14 protein-coding genes are annotated in these 25,007 nt (G+C 32.9%); 11 read left to right on the plus strand and 3 right to left on the minus strand.

From position 1 onward, the window contains the following. Positions 1–303 precede the first annotated feature (303 nt). On the plus strand, positions 304–960 hold the full coding sequence (locus tag EHE19_RS06830; RefSeq protein ID WP_137698859.1) for a hypothetical protein: 657 nt from the start codon (positions 304–306) through the stop codon (positions 958–960). Between the two features lie 144 nt (positions 961–1,104). Beyond that, positions 1,105–2,112: an aldo/keto reductase gene (locus EHE19_RS06835; RefSeq protein ID WP_137698858.1), complete on the plus strand. Its 1,008-nt coding sequence runs from the start codon at positions 1,105–1,107 to the stop codon at positions 2,110–2,112. A 328-nt stretch (positions 2,113–2,440) separates the two neighbouring features. Here EHE19_RS06835 and EHE19_RS06840 read toward each other — a convergent pair whose 3' ends face one another. Beyond that, positions 2,441–4,072, minus strand: a complete 1,632-nt coding sequence (locus EHE19_RS06840; protein WP_137698857.1) for an S-layer homology domain-containing protein — start codon at positions 4,070–4,072, stop codon at positions 2,441–2,443. A gap of 795 nt (positions 4,073–4,867) precedes the next feature. On the opposite strand from EHE19_RS06840, the gene EHE19_RS06845 reads away from it, so the two are divergent. The 7 genes from EHE19_RS06845 to EHE19_RS06875 all read left to right on the plus strand — a co-directional run bounded on the left by EHE19_RS06845 (position 4,868) and on the right by EHE19_RS06875 (position 16,133). Continuing rightward, complete coding sequence (locus EHE19_RS06845; RefSeq protein ID WP_137698856.1) at positions 4,868–5,164, plus strand: hypothetical protein; 297 nt, start codon at positions 4,868–4,870, stop codon at positions 5,162–5,164. Positions 5,165–5,326: 162 nt separating this feature from the next. Then, positions 5,327–5,689, plus strand: a complete 363-nt coding sequence (locus EHE19_RS06850; protein ID WP_137698855.1) for a YccF domain-containing protein — start codon at positions 5,327–5,329, stop codon at positions 5,687–5,689. Positions 5,690–6,186: 497 nt separating this feature from the next. After that, positions 6,187–8,301, plus strand: a complete 2,115-nt coding sequence (locus EHE19_RS06855) for an S-layer homology domain-containing protein (RefSeq protein ID WP_190530496.1) — start codon at positions 6,187–6,189, stop codon at positions 8,299–8,301. Positions 8,302–8,377: 76 nt separating this feature from the next. Continuing rightward, entirely contained in the window at positions 8,378–9,886 is a 1,509-nt protein-coding gene (locus tag EHE19_RS06860) for a C2 domain-containing protein (protein WP_137696636.1), read from the plus strand. 318 nt (positions 9,887–10,204) lie between these two features. Further along, the gene (locus EHE19_RS06865; RefSeq protein WP_137696635.1) at positions 10,205–12,739 is read left to right on the plus strand and encodes a DUF2339 domain-containing protein; all 2,535 of its coding nucleotides are present in this window, start codon (positions 10,205–10,207) and stop codon (positions 12,737–12,739) included. Next, entirely contained in the window at positions 12,717–13,913 is a 1,197-nt protein-coding gene (locus EHE19_RS06870; RefSeq protein ID WP_137696634.1) for a hypothetical protein, read from the plus strand. Before EHE19_RS06865 ends, EHE19_RS06870 begins: the two co-directional genes overlap by 23 nt. 285 nt (positions 13,914–14,198) lie before the next feature. Next, positions 14,199–16,133 (plus strand): right-handed parallel beta-helix repeat-containing protein, encoded by a 1,935-nt coding sequence (locus tag EHE19_RS06875; protein WP_137696633.1) that lies wholly within the window; start codon positions 14,199–14,201, stop codon positions 16,131–16,133. A 710-nt stretch (positions 16,134–16,843) separates the two neighbouring features. Here EHE19_RS06875 and metF read toward each other — a convergent pair. Further along, positions 16,844–17,707: a methylenetetrahydrofolate reductase [NAD(P)H] gene (metF, locus tag EHE19_RS06880; protein WP_137696632.1), complete on the minus strand. Its 864-nt coding sequence runs from the start codon at positions 17,705–17,707 to the stop codon at positions 16,844–16,846. Positions 17,708–17,995: 288 nt separating this feature from the next. Between metF and EHE19_RS06885 the strand changes: the two genes are divergently transcribed. Continuing rightward, positions 17,996–18,673: a SanA/YdcF family protein gene (locus EHE19_RS06885; RefSeq protein ID WP_137696679.1), complete on the plus strand. Its 678-nt coding sequence runs from the start codon at positions 17,996–17,998 to the stop codon at positions 18,671–18,673. 70 nt (positions 18,674–18,743) lie between these two features. Here EHE19_RS06885 and EHE19_RS06890 read toward each other — a convergent pair whose 3' ends face one another. Then, on the minus strand, positions 18,744–18,956 hold the full coding sequence (locus EHE19_RS06890) for a hypothetical protein (RefSeq protein WP_137696631.1): 213 nt from the start codon (positions 18,954–18,956) through the stop codon (positions 18,744–18,746). A gap of 1,421 nt (positions 18,957–20,377) precedes the next feature. Here EHE19_RS06890 and EHE19_RS06895 point away from each other — a divergent pair. Continuing rightward, positions 20,378–24,673: a 2-hydroxyacyl-CoA dehydratase gene (locus tag EHE19_RS06895; RefSeq protein ID WP_137696678.1), complete on the plus strand. Its 4,296-nt coding sequence runs from the start codon at positions 20,378–20,380 to the stop codon at positions 24,671–24,673. Positions 24,674–25,007 lie beyond the last annotated feature (334 nt).

A 25,007-nucleotide genomic window follows, 5' to 3' on the forward strand; every position in this document is an offset into this window, starting at 1 on the left:
ATATACAAGTTTTTGATGAAAAGCTAGTAAACTAACTTTGATTTATCAAGACAAACAAACTAGCGTTTATAGTAATTTATTGATACAATAATAGTGCAAATGTTTAACCACTTTAAAATGGCTAGGCATTTGCACTTATTTTTATACTAAATAGAGGAGATCAAATGAACAATACTATTTTAATGTTGAGTGAAATATCAATGGGATTTTTATTTTCATTACCTTACATATATTTGCTTAAGAATGAATTATATAACTATGAAAATGAATTACAAGTCTGATTTTTCAGGGCGTTTAACATTGATGATACTCGTAAGTTTTATAATAGGTTCATCTATAATCGAATTTGGGGTATTTTCTGAGGGAATACTTTTAATATGGGGTGCTATAACTATATCTTTAGTCATAGCATTATTGACACTGATTAATGAAATAACTTTTGATGACAATAACGAACAATACCATAGAGATACCGAGGAGGATTCATTTAAAAGTAAACTTTTTAGGAGGTTTAAAAAGCTTGATTTTTTACATAAAAATAAATTTATTAATAAACTAAATTCCAAAATAGTTATAGGTATACCACTTAGAACGTTACTTTCACTAATTGTATTAACATTGGTAGCATTTTCGCTGATTTTGACAGATATAAATATGAATGGTCCAAGTGTTTTAGATTATCATAAATATATTATAAGCAAAATTGCTGACTCAGATGACCCTAAGATGGTTTTGCTTGAGGAAACTACTTCAAATGGAGGTATGCCAAGAGTTTTACTTGAGGATATACAAAAAATAAAGAATGGCGAAACAAATATGGGATTTCCTTTTCCTTGGGGAATTGATGTAATGGTGTATTCTGAAAATGAAACGTGGACACTTAGGTATTGGAGATGTGGAAATGTATGGGAGTTTGAAGGTGTGAAAAGTAAAATAACTTCAAACTTAATAGTTGGATAAAAGCTATTTTATTCGAAATAGGATGAATATATTAGATATAAAAAAAGCTTTAAAATGGAACTTTGTTAATGCATGTGAGCACAATTTGATTATTGTATTATTTGGTTATTATATTAAAATAAGCATTGAGAAAGGACAAATATTATGTCACAAATAATATTAGGAAAGACAGGAATATGTGTTAATAAAAATGGCTTCGGGGCACTTCCCATTCAGCGTATCAGCAAGGAAGAGGCAAAGCTATTGCTGACAAAAGCATATGACAACGGTATTAATTTTTATGATACTGCAAGATTTTATACAGATAGTGAAGAAAAAATAGGATATGCTCTCAGCCATGTTCGTGAAAAAATATATATTGCATCAAAGACAATGGCTGATAATGTAAAGGGCTTTTGGGAACAATTGAATACCTCCCTAAGTTTACTTAAGACTGATTACTTAGATATTTATCAATTTCACAATCCAAGTTTTTGTCCTAAGCCTAATGATGGTACAGGATTGTATGAAGCCATGCTTGAAGCTAAAGATAAGGGAATGATTCGTCATATTGGAATCACAAACCATAGAATCAAAATTGCTTTAGAAGCAGCAGAATCGGGTTTATACGAGACTATTCAATTTCCTTTCAGCTACTTAGCATCAAATGAAGAAATAGAACTGGTAAACAAATGTAAAGAGTATGGAATTGGGTTTATTGCTATGAAGGCTTTATCAGGAGGACTTATATCTAATTCAGCAGCAGCATATGCATATTTGGCACAGTATGACAATGTTTTGCCTATTTGGGGTATACAAAAGGAAAAAGAACTTGATGAATTCATATCCTATGTCAAAAATCCCCCTGTTTTAAATAAAGAACTTTCAGAAATTATTGAACTTGATAAAAAGGAACTTTGTGCAGACTTCTGCAGAGGCTGCGGCTATTGTATGCCATGTCCTGCAAACATTGATATTCCAAATTCAGCAAGAATGTCACTTATGATAAGAAGAGCTCCCACATCAATATATTTAAATGAAGAATGGCAGGAGAAAATGAAAAGAATAGATGAATGCATAAATTGCAATCATTGCAAGAATCATTGCCCATACGGATTAGATACTCCAAAGATTCTGAAAAGGAATTGGAAGGATTATAAGCAGTTTATTTAAGTTTATGTTAATGTAGTCTCCTGTCGAGAAAAGAACTGGTATTGCCTAGGATTTGTATACATTGTAGTATAGAGTTAGATATAGAGGTAATACCGTGAAAAAATGTAACACTGGGAACTGCATACATAGCAGTATGGAGGATAATTAAATGAAAATCAAAAATAGTATTTTTACTAGACAAGTATAATCTTATTCACTCCAACCATTTTTAATAACTAAATTGTGTGTATATTCTTTATATGCTTGTTTTTTTTAGATTGATTTTCAATTAAATTATCCTCCAAACAGAATTTGCAGTAAATTTTTTCAGTAAGGGAATGGCTGTATTCTATCTGGGCTCTACAGGTGTTGGACTTTGAACATTTGTAGGGCTTATTGTAAAACCACCTGGATAGTCCAACATAGCGGAAATTACTCTAACTGTTTCAGCCCTAGTTATTGTATTTTTTGGCCTGAAGGTACCATCAGGATAGCCTGACAAAATATTATTCATGGATAGTACTATGATAGATTTGTTTGACCAAATGTTATTCTCATGGCTTACATCACTATAAATTTTTTGAGAAAAATCTACAGTATCAGGATTAAACAGCACCTTATCACAAATTACAGAAAACTCTTCTCTTGTTATCTTTTTGTTGGGATAAAATAAATTATCTCCATAGCCTTGAAAAATACCATATTTTTTTGCAATAGTTATATATTTTTCACCCCAATGACCTACAGTGTCGGAAAATGGCTTAATACCAGCGATTGACTGGTTTTCTAACTCCAGCATTTTTACCAGCATTACTGCTGCTTGAGCCCTTGTCAAATTTCCATTTGGATCAAAACGATTGCCAGGAAGACCGCTTATTATCTTTTTTTCATAAATTTCTAAAATGAAACTTTGTGCCCAGTTATCTTCAATATCAATAAAAGGTTTTCCTATTAACCACACACTATAGTTTTTCCAAAAATGGTCTGGTTCCTGTCCTAATGCCCAACTACCGGCTCCTAATAGTCCATATTTTGAAACCAGTGATAACTTTTTCTCAATAGATGTCTCATTTTCATACCAAATATCGTAGACTCCAGCTGAAAGCTTATTACTTCCCCAAATTATAGCATTGTCTGTATTTGAAATAGTAAGTGTAGCACGGGCACACTGTGCTGATTCATCATACCACGTTTTGGCTTTATAAGTTGATACCAGCCTTTCTACATCTGCAACTGTAATCCCATAACCGCCAGTTTGTGAGCCTTGCTTCCAATAGCGACCGTAGAAAGGTATTCCAAGTATAATTTTTGAGGGTGGAATATGTTTGAGCGCAAATGCAACAGATTTTTCAACAAAAGGTAAACTGGCAACTGCACCTGCGGCACCGCCCGAATAGTGTTCATCATAAGCCATAATAAAAACCTGATCACTTAAGCTGCCTAATGCAGCATAATCATAAGAACCCTGCCAACCAGTTTTACTTCCCCATGGGTTTGGTGCAACACATACTGAAATTATTTTAGATGAAGGCAGAGCAGCTCTTAATAGCCTCATAAAATCAGTGAAATTATCCCTGTCTATTTCAGTAAGGTTTTGAATGTCGATATTAACACCATCGCATTGAAGATCTATGACTTTTTTTGCAAGCTGTGTCACAAATTTTGTACGGTTTGCAACTGCTGCTCTGCCTAGAGTTCTATCCCAATTATTACTTAAATAAGGTGTTACCTTAATATTTTTAGCGTGCATAGTCTGTACAAATAAAGGATCCACCTTAATTGTATTTTTTAAAGTACCATCACTGTTTATTTCAAAATAATCAGGGCAGACTGTTTTTATATTTGCGCCTGTACGCTCCACATTTTTTATATATGTTGTTGTATTGCCTGCAAATAAATAGGCTATACTCTCATAAGCATAAGTATTAGACTGAAATCCAAACAAAATTGTGAGTATTAATATGCATTTTTTTAAGCCCATATTATATCCATGCCATTACTTCTTATTTAACACAATAAAAAATATGGAATGGACTTGGCACCTCCCAATAATTATTTAATAGGTAATTCACTTTTTTAAAATTATTAGTTTTACTATTCCCACGGTTCTAAATCGTAAATTCCACGTCAATATATTTTTTACTCATTAGTTTTATTATGATTAAGTGTAAATTATATATTCTATAAAAATTTGGATAAAAGTTGATTTGGTTTAGAAAAGATAAATTATGTAGCAATACTCCTAATTTCATCAAGCAATTTCGAAGTTGAGAATTTTTCTTTAGTTTGGGTTGCTGATTCTGGGATTTTCAGACAATATTTTATTTAAAGCGTATTATTAATTAAATAATTACTTAACATTTTCAGCTAAAATTTAAGTTGTTCAACATAAACAAATGAAAAGTAATATAATAGCTAAGAATTTAGTTGTTTTTTTGTAAAAAACTTTTAATAATTTATGAACATGGATTGCTTTTCGTTTAGATGTATCAAGAAAAAGAATACTCTGGAAAGAAGATAATTTTGAACATGAATTGCTTTTTAAATTGCTTTTCATCTGTAGTTGGGTTATAAAAAACAGTATTAATTGCTGCAGAACATATTGAAAGATTTAGCATCATTATGATTTTATATGGGAAAGTTGATTAATTATTATAAGTTTATTCGTACCGTAATAGACACTATCTCATTGCAAATATGAGAAGCATACTATAGTAATATCTCTAAATTAAATTATATAAAATTATTAAACTTACTATTTAAGAGGGGGATTATGATGAAGAAAAGAATATTATTGATAATTGTTATTGCTTTACTTATATTTACACTGACAGGCTGTATTCCAGGGGATGGAACATATACAGCAGATAAGCCGGCAGGATTTTTATGGGGTATCTGGCATGGGTGGATATCACCAGTATCGCTTATTATAGGATTGTTTGATAAGAACATAAGAGTATATGAAGCTGTAAATACTGGCTGGTGGTATGATTTCGGTTTTTATATTGCAATTATCAGCGGTTTTGGCAGCTTATCCTTATCTAGAAATAAACGCTCTAAGAAAGATGATTAACGATAGTTTAAATGCAATGAAGCCCTAGCCTACTTTTCATTTTTGTGGGAAAGGGGTGATTAATTGTGGACAAACAGTTTAAAATTTCTAATTTTTGCACAAGCCTGCTTTAATCCTAGTATTCGTGTACAGGTAATATTAAATATAAAAAGAGGAGATATTATGAATTTAGTAGGTAATTTAATTTGGTTGATATTTGGTGGGATTATTTCTGCTATTTTATGGTTTGTAGCAGGCCTACTTTTGTGTGTGACGATAATAGGCATACCCTTTGGCATACAGTGCTTTAAAATTTCAATGTTTGTTTTATGGCCCTTTGGAAGGAAAATTGAAATTGGTAATTTTGGAGTTGGAGGGTTACTGTTTAATATTATCTGGATAATTGTATTTGGATGGGAGTTTGCTATTACCCACTTAGTAATTGGTGCAATATTCTGCATCACTATTATAGGAATACCTTTTGGGCTTCAGCATTTTAAATTTGCAAAGCTAGGGCTTATTCCATTTGGAGCAGAGATACGTTAGAGGAAAAATATAATCAACAGTAAACTGCAAAAATAGTACTCACGTGCAACATATATCTATTGCTTGCTCACGAAATTAACGCTTAAATAATTACGGTGGAGAAACAAGCACTTCCTCTTGATATATAACACAAAGGCATCTTGTCTTGGGTTAATACTCACAGCTACTGACTTCCGCTGTTTCGGTACATTACTTGTTCTTCACCTATTATTTCTAGCATCAATTTCTATTCGAGTTTCGCCAGTAGATATTTATTGCTACTTAGTACTATTTCTTGCATAATGACATCATTATTTATAAATATAATGTTGTTTTCATTTGATAAGCTTTAATACCCGGAATTTTCAACTGTTAGTTGAATTAATTATTTGTCTTATATGTCATCTAATTTACAAAATGTTGTTACAAACTTGAAATGGTTCTGAAATGGTTTTTTTACAAGAAATGGAATAATATGGATGTGTGACCTAAACAACATTTTGGAAAGGATGATTAAATTGAAAAGAAAAGTAATTAAGATTTTCTCATTGGTAACGGTATTTCCAATAGTACTTATATGCATTTTTGGAGTATATGCAGCATCAGTTATGACCGTATACGGAAATTATTACAACAATAACTGGCAGCAAAGCAGCCCAATATACTCAAATGTTGCTTTATCGGCTAGTTCACCTAAGGAAGGCCAAACTTCAGTTAGTACTGATACATCTATTACACTTAAATTTTCTGGAGATATTTTATTCAAATCATCACAGCAGGAAACACAAATTTATATTATTGACAACTTAAATAGAAAAATAGATATTGATATAAAAACTAGTGACAGCAATAAGCTTGTAATAAAACCTAAAACCACATTAAAAGAAAATACTTTTTACAAGCTATACGTAAACAATTTGAAGGATAGTAAAGGTATTACTATAAAAGCTTTTAGTGTATCTTTTACTACTGGTAAAGATAATAATAGCAGATTTACAGATGTTGACAAAAATCATTGGGCATATAATGCTATAATAGAACTCAGTAAACGAGGAATTATTTCTGGATTTTCTGATAATTCCTATAAACCAAATGAAAGTATTACTCGCTCACAGTTTGCTTCAATGCTGACTAAGACTCTAAATTTGACTACTACAAGTACTAATCAAACCTTTGAAGATGTACCAGTAACAAATTGGGATTATAAGGCGGTTGAGGCAGCAAAGATATATCTTACAGGCTATAAATCTGCAGATGGAAAAATGTATTTCTATGGTAATAAGAGTTCAGTGCGTGAAGATATGGCAGTTGCACTAGTAAAGGCACTAGGTTTATCGGTGGTAAGTAATGATAGCAAGCTTAAAAGCACATTTTCTGATTACGATAGTATTTCAAAGAATTTGAGAAGTTATGTTTATACTGCATATATTAACAATATTATGGTGGGTTCAAACGGAAAATTTAATGCTCAAGGCTCATTGACGAGAGCGGAGGCTGCTTCACTATTATTTAAGATAATTGAGAGAACTGAAAAGGTAGTTGTGGACAACTCAGAAAAGGTTGATAAGGTAGTGGTAAGCGATGCTTACAGTAAAAGTAATGATGCTACCCTAAGCGGCTTGAAATATGATGGTAATAATGTGCAGGGATTTCAAAAGAATGTAAGCGTGTACAATGTGGTGCTGCCAGTAGGCACAAAGAATATACCTAAGGTAACAGCCAAAGCAAATGATACAAAAGCAAAGGTAACTATTACGCAGGCTGATAAATTGCCGGGAAATGCAACTGTTGTTGTAACAGCAGAAGACGGAAAAACCACAATGACATATAAGATTTATTTTCAGGTAAAAGCAAATGATGATGCTACCCTAAGCAGCTTGAAATATGATGGTAATAATGTGCAGGGATTTCAAAAGAATGTAAGCGTGTACAATGTTATGCTGCCAGTAGGCACAAAGAATATACCTAAGGTAACAGCCAAAGCAAATGATACAAAAGCAAAGGTAACTATTACGCAGGCTGATAAATTGCCGGGAAATGCAACTGTTGTTGTAACAGCAGAAGACGGAAAAACCACAATGACATATAAGATTTATTTTCAGGTAAAAGCAAATGATGATGCTACCCTAAGCAGCTTGAAATATGATGGTAATAATGTGCAGGGATTTCAAAAGAATGTAAGCGTATACAATGTGATGCTGCCAGAAGGCACAAAGAATATACCTAAGGTAACAGCCAAAGCAAATGATACAAAAGCAAAGGTAACTATTACTCAGGCTGATAAATTGCCAGGAAACGCAACTGTTGTTGTAACAGCAGAAGACGGAAAAACCACAATGACATATAAGATTTATTTTCAGGTAAAAGCAAATGATGATGCTACCCTAAGCAGCTTGAAATATGATGGTAATAATGTGCAGGGATTTCAAAAGAATGTAAGCGTATACAATGTGGTGCTGCCAGAAGGCACAAAGAATATCCCTAAGGTAACAGCCAAAGCAAATGCTTCAAAAGCAAAGGTAACTATTACGCAGGCTGATAAATTGCCAGGAAACGCAACTGTTGTTGTAACAGCGGAAGACGGAAAAACCACAATGACATATAAGATTTATTTTTTAGTTAGAACAAAGTGATGATGCAAAACCAAAAGCTTAAATATATTAAGAAGACAAGAGATAATTATGAGCCTAATTCGGCATGGGAGGTTATATGCATAGTTTGAGAGTAAGAGGTTGCTTAAAATTAGTTACAGCGTTAGTTATAATAGTCGTATTGACTGTGCTTAACTGTACACTTATTTACGCTGATGACACTAATCTCGGGAGAACTCCGGATGGAGTTTTCCCTTTGCAGGAAAATGATGTGATAATGGAAGCTGAAGAAATAACTGTGGATTTAGAGAAAAATAGTGTTGAGTGTATATTTGTATTTCATAATACAGGTAAGAAAAAAAACGTATACATGGGTTTTCCAGGACAATTAGGTTTAAAGTATGAAAACATAAATGCAGTAGATCTAAAGATTAGAAATTTTAAAACTTATATAAAAGGGAAAGAAGTACCTGTTACTCATGAAAAGAGCATTAAAAAAGATACTTTAGAACGTTTAAATATGCAAGACTATAATGAGTTTTTTACCTTCACAGTACCTTTTGAAGCAGATGAGAGGATTACAATACGCAACACTTATAACTTTATGCCAACTTATGATTCAATTGGTAATGTGTATAGTGGATATGTACTGGAAACTGGCGCTATGTGGAAGGGCACTATAGGTTCTGCGAAGGTTATCTTCAAGCTTGGAAACATAAAACCTTATCAGATTGAAAAACTCAATATAGGAGGTTTTAGATTTGAAGGCAATACCTTGGTATGGGAGCGAAAGGATTTTGAGCCTAAATATAATCTTCAAGTCACATATAATACCTATCGATATAGTCCTGACTTTTATTTAAGTTCTGATGAAACAACAAAAAGAGAAGCTTATTTAAAAAAGAACAGCTATGACATAGTTGAGCAACTAGCAAGAAAAAATGATACTGATGAATTGATTTCATTATATAATAAGGCTGTACATGAATATAATTCAATCTTGGCTTTATATATTGCAAGCTTTCTTCCAGATAATAAAATAGTGAAAGAAGATACTAATATTGATAATATAGTTGTTCGAAAAATGAATGACTACTACGCTATAGAATGTAATATCATTGGAGAAGAACCGTTACACACTCAACTCACTATTAGTCATACAGAAAATGGAAATACAATTGAAGACTTTTCGGAATCATTAATGCATTCTTATTCTTATTATTATAGATATTTTGTACCTGGTACTGAGTATACTATTACATGTAAATTAATAGATTGGCTGGATAGAGAAAAGCAGAAAACCATAAAATTTAAAGTTCCAGAACAGGAAGAGGCATTAAGCGAAAATAATGCTCAGCCTTCTGATATTTCTGCAATAGAATCAAATGAGATAGAAAGATTAGATATACAGCCTGGTGGGCCTCCCATTTATAGTTCATCAAATGATATAGAAAATGTTGCTTTAAACGATGACACTGATATCAGCTCAGATACTTCAAATAAGTCCAATACAGAAAACCAAACTGGAATTTACATAAGAATTTTTATTGGAATGCTAATGGGTATTTTTTTATTAGGAATTACAGTGGCATTAGTAATAAAAATACGCAAAAAAGAGCAGGCATAAGTCAATTTTCATAGCATTTAATTGTAAAAATTGATTCGACCATGGACTTCTAATGTGGTAAGGTAGTATACTTGAGAGCAATTTACTCAGATTTCTGTATCATAAAAATAATTTTTATTATATAATATAGCTATTAAGTAAAATTATAGGCATATTTACATAAACTATCTGAAAAAATGAAAAACAATATTATATGAATGAACAGCAATGATACTGTATTGTTGAAATGTAGATATTAGTGTTTATTAAATAACGTTAAGGGGATTTGCCTACAGTATAGTATACAGTAAGAGAAATATTTGAGGAGAATAAATATTAATGGTTGATAATTTAAAAGACATTTTAGCCAGACAAAAAGAGACTCTAACTGAATTACAGAATGAAATTTCTCGTATTGAAGCAAGTGATTTGGTAACTGAAAATAAAAGTTTAAAAACAGAACTTTTACAATGTCAAGACTCATTAAAAAAAGAAAAAGACTACAATTTAAAACTATCAGAAGAAAATAAAAATTTAAGAAATGCTATATATGAGCAGCTTTATAATGAGAAAATTCAGATATTAAATTCCACTAACAAAAAACTAGAGGCATACTATAGCTCTAATATTCAAGGTGAACTAAACCGGTTAATCAGATATGAAAATTCAGTTAAAAAGAGAATTGATGAAATGGCTGGCATATTAAGACAAAATAGAGTAGATATTTCAGACGATATATACAAAAGGCTTGAAGAACTTCAAAAGTTGCTTAATGCCAAAGTAACAGCTGCTAGAGAGGAACTTCAAAGGAATGCTAAAACCTTTGAGGAGGCTAGATTTGCTGAATTTGAAAAGCTGAGAAATGAGCAGGTTACAGAGCACGAAATAAAGGAACGTGTTAAACAAAACAATATTGAATCTTTTATTGGACTAAATATCATTAATAAGCTGGGTATTTTGTTATTAATAATTGGTGTAATTACTGCATCACAATTTACATATTTTAAATTGCCAGATGTACTAAAGTGCGTTTTCGCATTTTTGATAGGAGGACTTCTCCTTGTAGCAGGAGAAATTCTCAACCGCAAAAAACCAAATGTCTTTTCGCTTGGTATTACAAGCGGCGGTATAGCAATATTATATGTAGCATTAGCACTAAGCTTCTTTAGATTTGAGGTAATTGAAAAGTACCCTGCTTTAGGGCTGTGTGTTCTTATAACAGCAGGAGCCTTTGTCTTGTCTCAGAGGTATAATTCTCAAACCATTTCAGCTTTTGCAATGGTAGGGGGATATCTGCCCATTTTTTCAATTACTGGCAGCAAATCAATGATTTATGGTGCAATGATATATTTCGTTATACTAAATGTTTTGGCACTTAGTATATCAATAAATAAGAAGTGGAGTATTACAGCTTATATTGGGTTTTGGTTGAATGTTTTTGGCTCATTTTATATTACAATTATTATGATGGAAGAAAGAAGCTATCGTGGTCCTGTTTTGATAGATGACCTGATGACAATTCTGTATATTACTTTTGCATTTGCTATATATACACTTATTCCAGTTGTTGGAACCCTTAAGAAAAAACTGGCCTTTAAAACCTCAGATATTGTATTGTTAGCACTAAATACAATAATAAGTGCAGTGCTTCTATATCTTGTATTTTATGCTGTTAATTTATCGGATTATACTGGTGTGCTGGCTGTTGCTTTTGCAGCTGTTTATATGGCATTGGGAAGATTTGTTGAGAAGCTTATGCCCAATGAAAAGAAAGCAAGGGCACTATTTTTTATTACAGGACTGACATTTGTAGTTCTCATAATACCATTCCAGTTTGGACGAGTATGGCTGTCACTTGGATGGTTAGTTGAAGGCGTTGCAATTCTTTCTTATGGAATTTACAAAGAAATAAAAGCATTTAAGCGTACTGGTGCTATTGTATCATTGTTATGTCTATTGGCTTTTGTCATATTTGATTTAACCAATATTAGCAGCTCATTGTTTGTTTATAAGTATTTGGCTATTACTATTGGAAGTATTGCTGTTATGGGTGCCTTGATATATAAAAAGGACCTAATTGGAAAGCAAATAAAGTTATTTAAGTATGCTGTTACTCTAAATATATGGTTTTTTGCAATATATATAATAGAAGCAAAATTAAATAAGCTTTTATCGGAATTCCTAGTAAGAAGCGGCTTTGACATTGATTATTTAATTACTGCTGCTGTTGTTTTAGTTAGTTTTGTACTGGCATATATCATTCCAAAAATTAAAGTTCTTTTAGACAGGGTTATGAAGGTGCTGTCTGTAATAATTTATGTGGTAGGTTTAATAATACTATTTGCATTAAACTTCAATTCTCCTGTAATAGGCTACTTAAATGAAGTGCCTTTGACAATAAGCATAATTGGTACAATAGAATTAGCAGTTATAGCTTTACTGTCAATATTTGTGGTAAAAGATTTGGTTTTAACCCTCGTTACAGAAAAAAGGCTTGGAATAGAGTGGTATCCACTCATTATATCCTTCTATTTTGTAGTGATTTTAACACAAAATTTGATAACTCAATTTAGGCTTGAAATGAATAATGCTGCAATAAGTATAATATACTTGATAACTGCTCTTGCATGGATTACATTTGGATTTTTAAAGAGATATGTATTAATACGTAGATTTGGACTTGGTATGTGTATATTGGCAGTGGCAAAACTGTTTATTATTGATCTTTCCTTCCTGTCACAAGGCTATAGGATAGTATCATATTTTGTGTTTGGTGTGACCTTAATTGCCATATCCTTTGTTTACCAATATTTTAATAAAAAAATAGATACTATAAGTGGGGTAATTTCTGATGATAAAAAGGATAATAGCTAGTGCAGTGATTTTGCTTATGTTAAGTTTTACAGGTATATATGCAATTGATTTTTCGTATAGTGCTAGTATTGAGAACAGTGGAAATAAGAAATATAAAGCAATACGGCTTACTTCTGAAATATATAACAATATACAGGGGAACATGGCAGACTTAGAACTGTATAGTAAAGAAAATGAACCAATACCGTACTTTATAAATAGTTCAGAGGAAAGTGACTCTATAATTAATGCTATCTACGAAATGAATGAAATTAACTCCTATGTCAAAGACAATTATTTTTATTTTGATTATACCCTAAAGATGCCTCAAGATGAGGATGTTACAGCTTCATCAATAAAGGTGGAAACCGAAAATAAAAATTTTGCAAAGGAAGTTGAAATTTTCGGAAGCTATGACAATGTTAAATGGGAAAAGGTTCAAGAAGATATTATTTATAATGTTGATGGGAATAGGAAATTAGAAATAGCTTTTGATGGTATAAAAAAATACACTCATTATAGATTTAAAATATCAAATAATTTAGAGAAGATTTCCTTTACTAAGGTTACACTAGAACATAATAATGTTATTCAAGAGCAAGAATACTTTTCAAATACAATTGAACCGAAGTTTACAACTGAGGAAAGTGATAGTAAAACTGTTGTAAAGATAAGTAATCTTAAAAATCTAAAGCTAAGCAGCATTACCCTTAAAACAGATAGCAGGTTTAAAAGGTTGGTCACCTTTAATGGCTTTGAGTCTAAAATGCTCTATAATTTGGAGTTTGAAAATACAAAGTACAAGGATTTGACCATTCCATTGGGACAGTACAGAGTTACTGAAGATACAGCAGAAATTATTATATCTAATCAAGATGATAAGCCTTTAGAAATATTAGGAATTGAAGTCAAATATCTAGTTGATGAATTGGTATTTGATGGCTCGGCAGCGGATGAATATATATTAAAATATGGAAATAGCGAAAGCAAAGAGCCGAAGAACTATGATATTTCAAACTATAAGGAACAAATTTTAAAGGAAGGCTATGATGTTTTAAGCATTAAGGAAATTAAGAAGGAAAACTCTAATGATAATAATGAACAGCAGCTTGACCTGAAGCTAATTTTTAATATTGTCCTTTGTGCAATTGCAGTAGTATTGGGAATAATAATAATCAGAAAGTTAAAAAAATAGGAATAATATAGGAAAAATATAGGGAATGAGATAATAAGTGAATTATGAAAGTTAGACACAGAAACCATAATAAGGTGCTGTGTCTTTTCTTGTGCAACGAATACCTCACGTTTGCTTATCTTTCTTAACGCAATATTTGCCTAAAAAATAATAATATCTGACAAGTATTATAAAATGATATGTGCTAAAATTCAAATATAACAGACGTCGACGGATAAAATTTATTTTAAACAATATCCATTGGTTTCAAATTACCAAAATTACGAATTATGTGGAGGAGTGCATATGAATAAGGAATATCATGTGGCGGTTACAGGATGCGATTTTGCAGAAGGTACCAAAGAACATCCATTTAGAACTATTTCTAGAGCAGCTGAAGTGGCAGAGACAGGGGACAAGGTCATAGTTCATGAAGGTGAATATCGCGAATGGGTAAAGCCTAATCACAGTGGCTACAGTAATCTCAGCAGGATTACTTATGAAGCAGCCGAAGGCGAAAAGGTTGTTATTAAGGGCTCGGAGAGAATTCAGAACTGGGAAAATGTAGGGGGAACGGTATGGAAAGTGGTTCTGTCAAATTCCTTCTTTGGTGATTTTAATCCTTATAAAGAGATATTGACAGGTGACTGGCTTATTTATACGCCAGGTATTTACCTCCATCTTGGAGAAGTGTACTTAAATGGAGTTTCTTTTTATGAAGCTCATTCTTTAGAAGAGGTTAAAAATCCAACTAAGCGTACAGGTGTAGTTGTAATTCCGTGGACTGGAAAGTTTGAAAAAATTCTGCAGCCTGAGCAAACTATATATCAGTGGTATTGTGAAGTGGATAACGAGAATACAACTATTTATGCAAACTTCCATGGAGCTGACCCAAATAAAGAACTAGTAGAAATAAATGTTAGAAAGTGCTGCTTTTATCCAGTAAAAACAGGTATGAATTACATTACTGTAAGAGGGTTTGAAATGGCTCATGCTGCATGCCCATGGACACCTCCAACAGCAGACCAGCCGGGGCTTTTAGGTGCAAATTGGAGTAAAGGCTGGATTATTGAAAATAATATCATACACGATGCAAAATGCAGTGCAATTAGTATTGGTAAAGAAGCGTCTACAGGACACAATCTAAGTTCAAGAAGGCATCAGAAGCCAGGATATCAATATCAGATGGAAGCTGTATTCCGTGCCCTAAAGATTGGCTGGAGCAAAGAAAAAATTGGTTCTCACATTATTAGAAATAATGTAATTTATGACTGCGGACAAAATGGTATTGTAGGACATATGGGTTGTGCCTTCAGTGAAATTTACAACAACCATATTTATAATATTGCAGTTAAGCATGAGTTTTTCGGTTATGAAATAGCAGGCATAAAGCTTCATGCACCTATTGACGTGAAGATACATCACAATCGCATTCACAACTGTACGCTAGGTACTTGGCTTGATTGGCAGGCACAGGGTGTTCGTGTCAGCAACAATCTCTACTATAATAATGACCGAGATTTGATGGTAGAGGTTAGCCATGGCCCATATTTAGTGGATAACAACATTTTTGCTTCAGACTATTCCTTTGATAATTTTTCACAGGGAGGAGCATATGTCAACAACCTATCCTGCGGAAAGATGTATTTAACTAAGGTACTGGACAGAGCTACACCTTATCATTTCCCTCATACCACTGAAGTAGCAGGAGCAGCAATAGTGTATGGTGGTGATGACCGCTTTTACAACAACATTTTTGTTGGCGGAGAAGGTATAGAGAACTGTGGAACTGCAGGCTTTAATGCTAATCCAGCCTCATATGAGGAGTATATTGCTCAGGTGCTAAGTCTTGGAGTAGGGGATCATGAAGTATTTAATAAGGTTGAACAGCCGGTATATATTGCTGCAAATGCTTATCTGAACGGGGCTGAAGGCTATAAGTGTGAAAAGAACAGCTATACTAATAAATCCTTTAATCCCAATGTGAAAATCATTGAGGAGGGTAATGAAGTATATATTGAGTTGAATGTGAATAAAGAATTGCTAGACATACCGTCAAAAATCGTTTCCACTGAAACACTTGGTACAGTGCGTATAGTTGATGCCATATTTGATGACCCTAATGGTAATCCCATTGTAATAGATACCGATTACACTGGAGCTGCCAGAACAGAAAAGGCTGTAGTAGGGCCTTTCCAAGAACTGAAAGAAGGCTTTAACCGCATTAAGGTATGGGGGTAGGGAAATTATAAGTCAAGAAATAATATCAACTGGTTATATATTTTGGTTGTTGATATGTTGTAGAACATGAGGTTGTTACAACGCAACATTTTCTGTATACCCATGTCTTTTTGCAAGAAATAGTACTAAGTAGCATATATATCTATTTGCGAAGTTCGGTTAGAAATTGATGCTAGAAAAAATAGGTGAAGAACAAGTATTGCAGCCGACATAGCGGAAGTAAGTAGCTGTGAGTATTGACTCGAGACAGGATGCCTTTGTGTTATACTGTCGGCGGAAGTGCTTGTTCAGAACCGCAATTATTTCAGCGTTAATTTCGTGAGTGAGCAATAGATATATACTGCACGGGAGTACTATTTAAGCAGTTTACTGTTTAAAACCAGACATCCAACCTAGTTCCAATCAACATTCAAAATTTTTTATAAATATGAAAAACTCAAAAAAGGCACAGTACAAAACTGTGCCTTAAAATATTTAATTTACGCAACTTTAGGAGTTGAAAAGTTTCCATCACCCATAGATTTTTATGTGCAAAAGTCGATATATAACGAGACAAGAAAATGACCCCATTTCTATAAGCGGCAGGTATCACTATGGCTATCAGGAGGTGAGAATATCTCCCGCCTCGATGAAACTCCGATGTTGTAATGATGTTTTTTACAATCGAAAATTTCATTTGAATTTTGGGAATTATAAGCTATCGTAGATACCTACCTCAACCCCAAATTCTCAAATATAGCCTTACTAACATCAGCTTTGTTCAGTGTGTAAAGGTGTATGCCCTGAACACCATATTCAAGCAGCTTACTAATTTGTTTGGTAGCATATTCTATGCCCGCCTTTTTAAAGTCATCAGCATTATTTTCGTATTTTGTAAATATTGCTTTTAACTCTTCTGGTATTGATGCGCCGGACAATTCTACTATTGTATGTATTTGGCTTGGAGCTGTAATAGGCATTATTCCAGCTGAAATTGGAACTGATATCCCATGATTTCTGGCTTGTTCATAGAAATTATAGAATTTTGTATTATCAAAGAATAGCTGTGTAAGAAGAAATTCTATACCAGCGTCTACCTTAGATTTCAAGAAATATAAATCTTCTTCTTGATTGCAGGACTCAGGGTGTACTTCTGGGTAACAAGCACCGCCAATGCATGTGTCTGATTTTTGCTTTATGAGGTTAACAAGGTCTAGGGCATATTTATAGGGTCTATTAAAAAAAGCTTCATCCGTCATGTCCTTTGGACGATCACCTCTGAGTGCTAATACATTGTTGATTTGATTTGCTTTTAACTCACCGAAATATTTGCAAAATGAGCACTCATCTAAGGAAACACAGGTTAAATGAGCAAGAGCTTCAATATTACATTTGTTTTGAACATAGGAAGCAATATCCAGAGTTCTTTTACTTGTACTACCTCCCGCTCCATATGTAATACTAATAAAGTCAAGTTTCAGCTTTTTAATTTCATCCAGAGCATTAAAAAGCACTGGAAAGTCATCATCTTTTTTAGGTGGAAATACCTCTAAAGAAAACACATTTTTTTTTGAACTATAAATATCCTTAATCATTGTAAACTCCTATCTGTACGTGTCACTGATTGATTTCAATAATTAATTATATCATAAATTTTGGAAAAATAAGTCTATATTATATTTTTGAAGATTATTATAAGTCCAAAAGATGTAAATGTTATTAAAATATTATATAATTAATGTACTTATTGTTAGACATAGCAGCGTATATTTGTGATTATATTTTTCTTGAAGCTAATACAAGAATGAAACTATAAGGATAAAACTATGATGAAGAATAAACTTAATAAAAAGAACAAAGAAGAAATAGAATCAAAAAGCAGCATGAAGAAAATAAAGAAAAGGCTTTTATTCAGCCTATTATTATTGATAGCTGCTGGAATATTGGTTATAGCATCCACATTTTTTATTAATTTATATGTTAAGACATATGTCAGTGATAAGATTATTACTGAAGATGAAGCAGCTTCCATAGATGCTGACTGTATTCTTGTACTAGGTGCTGGTGTATGGAATAATGGATATCCAAGTACTATGCTTGAGGATAGACTTTTGCAAGGTATTAAATTATACAAAAATGGAGCTTCTGACAGATTACTTATGAGTGGCGATCATGGCCGAAAAGAATACGATGAGGTTAATGTCATGAAGCAATATTCCATTGATAGAGGTATAGCCTCCGAGCATGTTTTTATGGATCATGCAGGCTTTTCTACATATGAGAGTTTATATCGTGCCAGAGATATTTTTGAAGCTAAAAAAATTATTATTGTAACGCAGAAATATCATTTGTATAGGGCGCTGTATATTGCTGACAAGCTAGGAATAGAGGCATATGGTGTTGCTTCTAATCCAAGGAGATATGCAGGGCAAACAAGAATGAGTTCCAGAGAAGTATTAGCCAGAGTAAAGGACTTTTTCAATGTAATTATCAAGCCTGAACCCACTTTTTTAGGAGAAAGAATATCTATAAAAGGTAGTGGCGATTTAACAAATGATTAGCAGCAGAATAAGCACATAAAATTAAACTATCGGCTGATATCATTGGATATTTAGCCGATAGTAATTAATCTCAAGTATTTTTACTGTTTTTCCAAGTACCGTCTGCCGTACATATTGATTCTGTGCCGTCATCATTTATTATTTTTGAGCCCACTGCATGCCTTTTATGGTCATAAACACAAAAAGGATCCTTACCCGCATTTCCACCGGGTCTTTCAAATTTAATTTCATTTTCACCAATTATATCTACAGAAATATTATCATTCTTTTTACGATTCTGCATTTTATCAATCCTTTCATAAGTCCAATTTAGATAAAATAATATCTTATATAAATTTGTGTAAATATAATAAATAAATTCAATGAAAAAAAATACATTTCTGTACATAGTATTTAGCCAATAAATAATTATCTTATTTTGACACAAAAAGCTATCGAAAATTATACTTATAAAGGAAAATAATTAAATAAGCATAGTAAACTTACAAAATATAGTGTTTGCTGAATTTCTGGTGAATTGACTGTTTCAGCAATCACTTTGTAATTAGAAGAACTCAAATGCTGTTGTTATGTTTATATCTAATTCAAAAACTCAAATGCTGTTGTTATGTTCATATCTAATTCAAAAATTCAAATGCTGTAATTATGCTCTCATATCTAATTCAAAAACTCAAATGCTGTAATTATGCTCTCATATCTAATTCAAAAACTCAAATGCTGTTGTTATGTTCATATCTAATTCAAAAATTCAAATGCTGTTGTTATGTTCATATCTAAATCAAAAACTCAAATGCTGTTGTTATGTTCATATCTAAATCAAAAACTCAAATGCTGTTGTTATGTTCATATCTAAATCAAAAACTCAAATGCTGTTGTTATGTTCATATCTAATTCAAAAATTCAAATGCTGTTGTTATGTTCATATCTAAATCAAAAACTCAAATGCTGTTGTTATGTTCATATCTAAATCAAAAACTCAAATGCTGTTGTTATGTTTATATCTAATTCAAAAACTCAAATGCTGTTGTTATGTTCATATCTAATTCAAAAATTCAAATGCTGTTGTTATGTTCATATCTAATTCAAAAACTCAAATGCTGTTATTATGTTCTCATATCTAACAGAAAATCATATACTATTGATATATATATTAAATTTATAGACAAGTTAGAGGAAGGTGTAAATTATATTAAATATTTTACAATATTTACTTATTGCTTAGATTGATAAAACTATTATAATATACATATATGTTGTTAGTTGGGAACAAAGATTCTAAAATATTAACTGACTTCTTACACAGTTAATATCCTTATATAATTTAGGGAAAGCGGAGTTGACACCATAGATATTAAGTTACTGTTCTAATTTCGTTGGAACTATTCAGATTAAGTAATACATCTTTTTATTCTATAGATTATCTATAGTTGTTATATTTGTTTTTGCCCTCAGGTAACACTATGACATTAGGGTAGGGCTATGGGGTTAAAGGTTTGCTGAAAATAAACGTTTGTAGTAAAAAGTGACTTGATTTTTATATGAATTTTTTTATATGAAGTGATTTTTATTTGTTGACATAAAAAGTGTTAGAAGTATTGGATGAATATTAACATAAGTTACCTGTATAAGATTTTGTTTTTTGTGATGTTTAGTTTTGATTGTATGACTATTATTAATGTCGAGGAGGACAATCGAATGGGTTATATTAATGGTTTGTTTCATGTGGGAATTGATATAGGTTCAACTACAGTTAAGTTAGTAATTCTAAATAATGAAAACAAACTAGTATATAGCAGGTATGAAAGGCATTTTTCTGATATTAAAAATAAACTAAAGGAATTGCTTCTCGATGCAAATAAATTTGTAAACAATGCAGAATTAACAGTAGTTGTTACAGGTTCTGGGGGAATCAGCCTTGCTGAAAGCATGGGAGTATCCTTTACTCAGGAGGTTATTGCCTCAACAAAGGCCATCAAAACCTTTTATCCTCAGACAGATGTAGCAATTGAATTGGGCGGTGAGGATGCAAAGATAACTTATTTTAATGGTGGCGTTGAACAGAGAATGAATGGTACCTGTGCAGGCGGGACAGGTTCTTTTATTGATCAGATGGCTACATTGCTGAGAGTAGATGCATCAGGCTTGAATGAATTAGCTAAAGATTATAACACAATTTATCCAATAGCAGCAAGATGTGGAGTATTTGCAAAGACAGATGTGCAGCCTCTTTTAAATGAAGGTGTTGCAAAGGAAGATATTGCCGTATCAGTACTTCAAGCTGTTGTTATTCAAACTATAAGCGGTTTGGCGTGCGGAAGACCAATTAAGGGTAATGTTGCATTTCTGGGAGGGCCATTATATTTTCTTTCAGAGTTAAGAAATAGGTTTATAGATACATTAAAGCTGGAAGACAGCCAAGTAATTTTCCCTGAAAATTCACAGATATTTGTTGCAATTGGAGCCGCATTAACGTCTGTTAATGAAAAGCCTGTAAAATTTAAAGAACTCTTAAATAATTTAGACAGGCTAAGTGAAGTACATGCAGCTGAATCAACTAGACTTGAGCCATTATTTACAAATGAAAGAGAATATGAAGAATTTATCAGCAGACATCAAAAAAGCACCGTAAAGAGAAGAGATATTTCTACCTTTGAGGGAAAGTGCTTTTTAGGAATTGATGCTGGTTCAACTACAACAAAAGCCACACTTATAGATGAAGAGGGTGCAATCCTCTATTCATATTATGGAAGTAATGAGGGAAGTCCTCTTAATTCAACTATAAAGGTGCTAAAGGAGTTATATAGCGTTTTACCTGAGAAAGCCCAAATAGTAAATTCAACTGTTACAGGCTACGGAGAAGGCTTGCTCAAGTCAGCGCTGAATATAGATATCGGTGAAATAGAGACAATTGCCCACTACAAGGCAGCAGAATTTTTCTGCCCAGGGGTTGATTTTATACTGGATATCGGCGGACAGGACATGAAATGCTTAAAAATAAAGGATGGAAATATTGAGAGCATTCTTCTAAATGAGGCTTGTTCTTCAGGCTGCGGCTCATTTTTGGACACGTTTGCAAGTTCCTTGGGGATGAGCATTCAAGATTTCGCTGCCCAAGCAATTAAGGCGCAAAACCCTGTTGACCTTGGCTCAAGGTGTACTGTATTTATGAATTCAAGAGTTAAGCAGTCACAAAAGGAAGGTGCAACTGTAGGAGAAATATCAGCAGGCTTATCATATTCAGTTATTAAAAATGCTCTGTTTAAAGTAATTAAAGTAAAGAGCCCTAAGGATATGGGAGAAAAAATAGTAGTACAGGGCGGTACTTTTTATAATGATGCAGTTCTCAGAAGCTTTGAAAAGCTGTCAGGAAGAGAGGCTGTCAGACCTGATATTGCAGGGATAATGGGAGCATTTGGTGCTGCTTTAATTGCTAGAGAGCGCTATGAAGAGGGTACAATTTCTAATTTTTTAAATGAAAATCAATTGAATGATTTTAAATTTGATACAAAGGTTTCAAGATGTGGTTTATGCTCAAATAACTGTTTGCTGACAATTAACAGATTTGCTAATGGAGAAAAATTCATATCTGGCAATAGGTGTGAAAAAGGCGCTGGCAAAGGAAGAGAACAAAATCTACTTCCAAATATATTTAAGTATAAATATAATAGGACTTTTAATTATAAACCTTTAGAGAAGTCAGCTGCAAAGAGAGGTATTGTCGGTATTCCAAGAGTACTGAACATGTATGAGAATTATCCTTTCTGGTTTACATTCTTTACTGAACTTGGCTTTAGGGTTGAATTATCAGATAGGTCATCCAATAAGCTTTACGAAAAAGGAATTGAAACAATACCATCAGAGTCGGTTTGTTACCCTGGAAAGCTTGTGCATGGTCATATTGCAAATCTCGTTGAAAAAGGTGTCAAATTTATTTTTTACCCTTCTATAACACACGAGAAGCAAGAGCAGGAAGAAGCCGATAATCACTTTAATTGTCCTATAGTGGCTTCTTATCCTGAGGTTATCAAAAACAATATGGATGTTCTAAGAGAAGAGAATATATTATTTATGAAGCCATTCTTGCCTTTTGACAATGAAAGTAAAATGGTAAAAAGACTATTTGATGAACTTAAGGACTTTAATATTGGAGAAGATGAAATAAGAAAAAGTGTAATTAAAGCATATTCTGAACAAGAAAACTTTAAAAATGATATTAGACAGGCAGGAGAGAGTGCTTTAAGAATCATAGAGAAAAGTGGAATTAAAGGAATAGTTCTTGCAGGAAGACCTTACCACATTGACCCACAGATAAATCATGGTATTCCAGAAATGATAACCTCACTGGGAATGGCGGTATTAACCGAGGATTCAGTAGCACATTTGGGAAAGGTTGAAAGGCCTCTCAGAGTAGTTGACCAATGGGCTTACCACTCAAGGCTTTATGCTGCAGCAAGTTTTGTTAAAGAACAGCAAAACTTAGAACTAGTGCAGCTTAATTCCTTTGGATGTGGTTTAGATGCGGTAACTACCGACCAGGTTCAAGAAATATTAGCTGGAAATTCGAAAATTTATACTACACTAAAAATAGATGAAGGAAACAATTTAGGAGCAGCAAGAATAAGACTTCGTTCTCTGAAAGCTACAATTACTGAAAGAGAGAAAAGCGGATTTAAGCTAAAAAAAGTGGATAATAGATATAAAAGAGTACCGTTTACTAAAAATATGAGAAAAAATCATACCATTTTGGCACCGCAAATGTCGCCAATGCACTTCCAATTCTTGCAGGAGGCGTTCAGGCTGTCAGGCTACAACTTAGTAGTTCTTCCGTCAATTGACAATAAGGCTACAGATGTGGGACTGAAATATGTAAACAATGATGCCTGCTATCCAGCAATAATAGCTATTGGTCAGCTTATGGAGGCTTTGCTATCGGGTGAATATGATTTGGATAATACTTCAGTTATGATTTCTCAAACTGGAGGAGGTTGTAGAGCTACAAACTATATTGGATTTTTGAAGAAGGCACTAAAAGATGCTGGACTTGAAAAAGTTCCTGTAATATCATTAAATGCAATAGGATTAGAGAAAAACCCAGGATTTAAGTTTACACCGGGTTTGCTGAATAAGGCAATGATGGCCCTAGTATACGGGGATTTGTTCATGAATGTCCTATATAGGGTCAGACCTTACGAAAAGGTTAAGGGGTCGGCAAATGCGTTATATGAAAAATGGACAAAAGTTTGTATTAATTCCCTTAAAGCAGCAAGAAGAAGTGAATTTAAGAAAATTATCAGAAATATAGTTAAGGAATTTGATGAATTAGAAATAAATGATGAGGTAAAGCCAAGAGTAGGATTGGTTGGAGAAATACTAGTTAAATTCCATCCAACGGCAAACAACAATGTAGTAGATATAGTAGAGGCAGAAGGTGGAGAAGCTGTAATGCCTGGACTAATAGACTTTATATTGTACTGCGCCTATAATCAGGATTTTAAATACAAATATTTGTCAGGCAGTAAAATGGCTCAAACTGTAGGAAATGCAGTTATAAAAGCAATAGAAGTTTACAGACGTCCAATGGTTAAGGAATTAAATAATAGTAAAAGATTCCATGGGCCTGAAACAATACAGGAATTGGCAAAGGGTGCAGCAGAAGTTCTGTCTTTAGGTAATCAGACTGGTGAGGGCTGGTTCTTAACTGGTGAAATGATTGAACTGATAAACAGCGGAGTAAAAAATATTATTTGTATGCAGCCATTTGCATGTCTTCCAAATCATGTTACAGGAAAGGGTATGATGAAGGAACTCAAACGAGTTTATCCTGGAACTAACATAGTAGCTATCGACTATGATCCAGGTGCTAGTGAAGTTAATCAGCTAAATAGAATTAAACTGATGATTTCTACAGCATTTGAAAATATGAATGAGGTTAATAAACGTAAGGAAAAATCTGATATGTATTTAGCGAAACAATTAAAGAAAAGTAAGGATATTGTGTGAGTTCTATTTGGTGTCCTATAACAATAATCCTAATAATTGAATAGCCTCCATGGTGCATAGTGTGCTAGGAACTGTTAAGAAACAAAAAATAATATATATATCAATAGAAAACTGCATAAATAGTACTACCGTGTAATATATATCTATTGCTCGCTCACGAAATTGACACCGAAATAATTGCGGTGGAGAAACAAACACTTCCGTCTACCGTATGACCAAGACATCTTGTCTCGGGTCAATACTTACAGCTACTGACTTCAGCTGTTTCGGATACAATAATTGTTCTTCATCTGTTATTTCTAGCATAATTCTCACTGAACTTCGCAATTAGATA

The organism is Ruminiclostridium herbifermentans, assembly GCF_005473905.2.
Lineage (GTDB): Bacteria > Bacillota > Clostridia > Acetivibrionales > DSM-1351 > Ruminiclostridium > Ruminiclostridium herbifermentans.

What these genes read in the sequence shown, in the direction of transcription:
- EHE19_RS06830 (WP_137698859.1), top strand. Translation starts at nt 304, where the DNA reads ATGATACTCGTAAGTTTTATAATAGGTTCATCTATAATCGAATTTGGG.
- EHE19_RS06835 (WP_137698858.1), top strand. Translation starts at nt 1,105, where the DNA reads ATGTCACAAATAATATTAGGAAAGACAGGAATATGTGTTAATAAAAAT.
- EHE19_RS06840 (WP_137698857.1), bottom strand. Translation starts at nt 4,072, where the DNA reads ATGGGCTTAAAAAAATGCATATTAATACTCACAATTTTGTTTGGATTT.
- EHE19_RS06845 (WP_137698856.1), top strand. Translation starts at nt 4,868, where the DNA reads ATGAAGAAAAGAATATTATTGATAATTGTTATTGCTTTACTTATATTT.
- EHE19_RS06850 (WP_137698855.1), top strand. Translation starts at nt 5,327, where the DNA reads ATGAATTTAGTAGGTAATTTAATTTGGTTGATATTTGGTGGGATTATT.
- EHE19_RS06860 (WP_137696636.1), top strand. Translation starts at nt 8,378, where the DNA reads ATGCATAGTTTGAGAGTAAGAGGTTGCTTAAAATTAGTTACAGCGTTA.
- EHE19_RS06865 (WP_137696635.1), top strand. Translation starts at nt 10,205, where the DNA reads ATGGTTGATAATTTAAAAGACATTTTAGCCAGACAAAAAGAGACTCTA.
- EHE19_RS06870 (WP_137696634.1), top strand. Translation starts at nt 12,717, where the DNA reads ATGATAAAAAGGATAATAGCTAGTGCAGTGATTTTGCTTATGTTAAGT.
- EHE19_RS06875 (WP_137696633.1), top strand. Translation starts at nt 14,199, where the DNA reads ATGAATAAGGAATATCATGTGGCGGTTACAGGATGCGATTTTGCAGAA.
- metF (WP_137696632.1), bottom strand. Translation starts at nt 17,707, where the DNA reads ATGATTAAGGATATTTATAGTTCAAAAAAAAATGTGTTTTCTTTAGAG.
- EHE19_RS06885 (WP_137696679.1), top strand. Translation starts at nt 17,996, where the DNA reads ATGAAGAAAATAAAGAAAAGGCTTTTATTCAGCCTATTATTATTGATA.
- EHE19_RS06890 (WP_137696631.1), bottom strand. Translation starts at nt 18,956, where the DNA reads ATGCAGAATCGTAAAAAGAATGATAATATTTCTGTAGATATAATTGGT.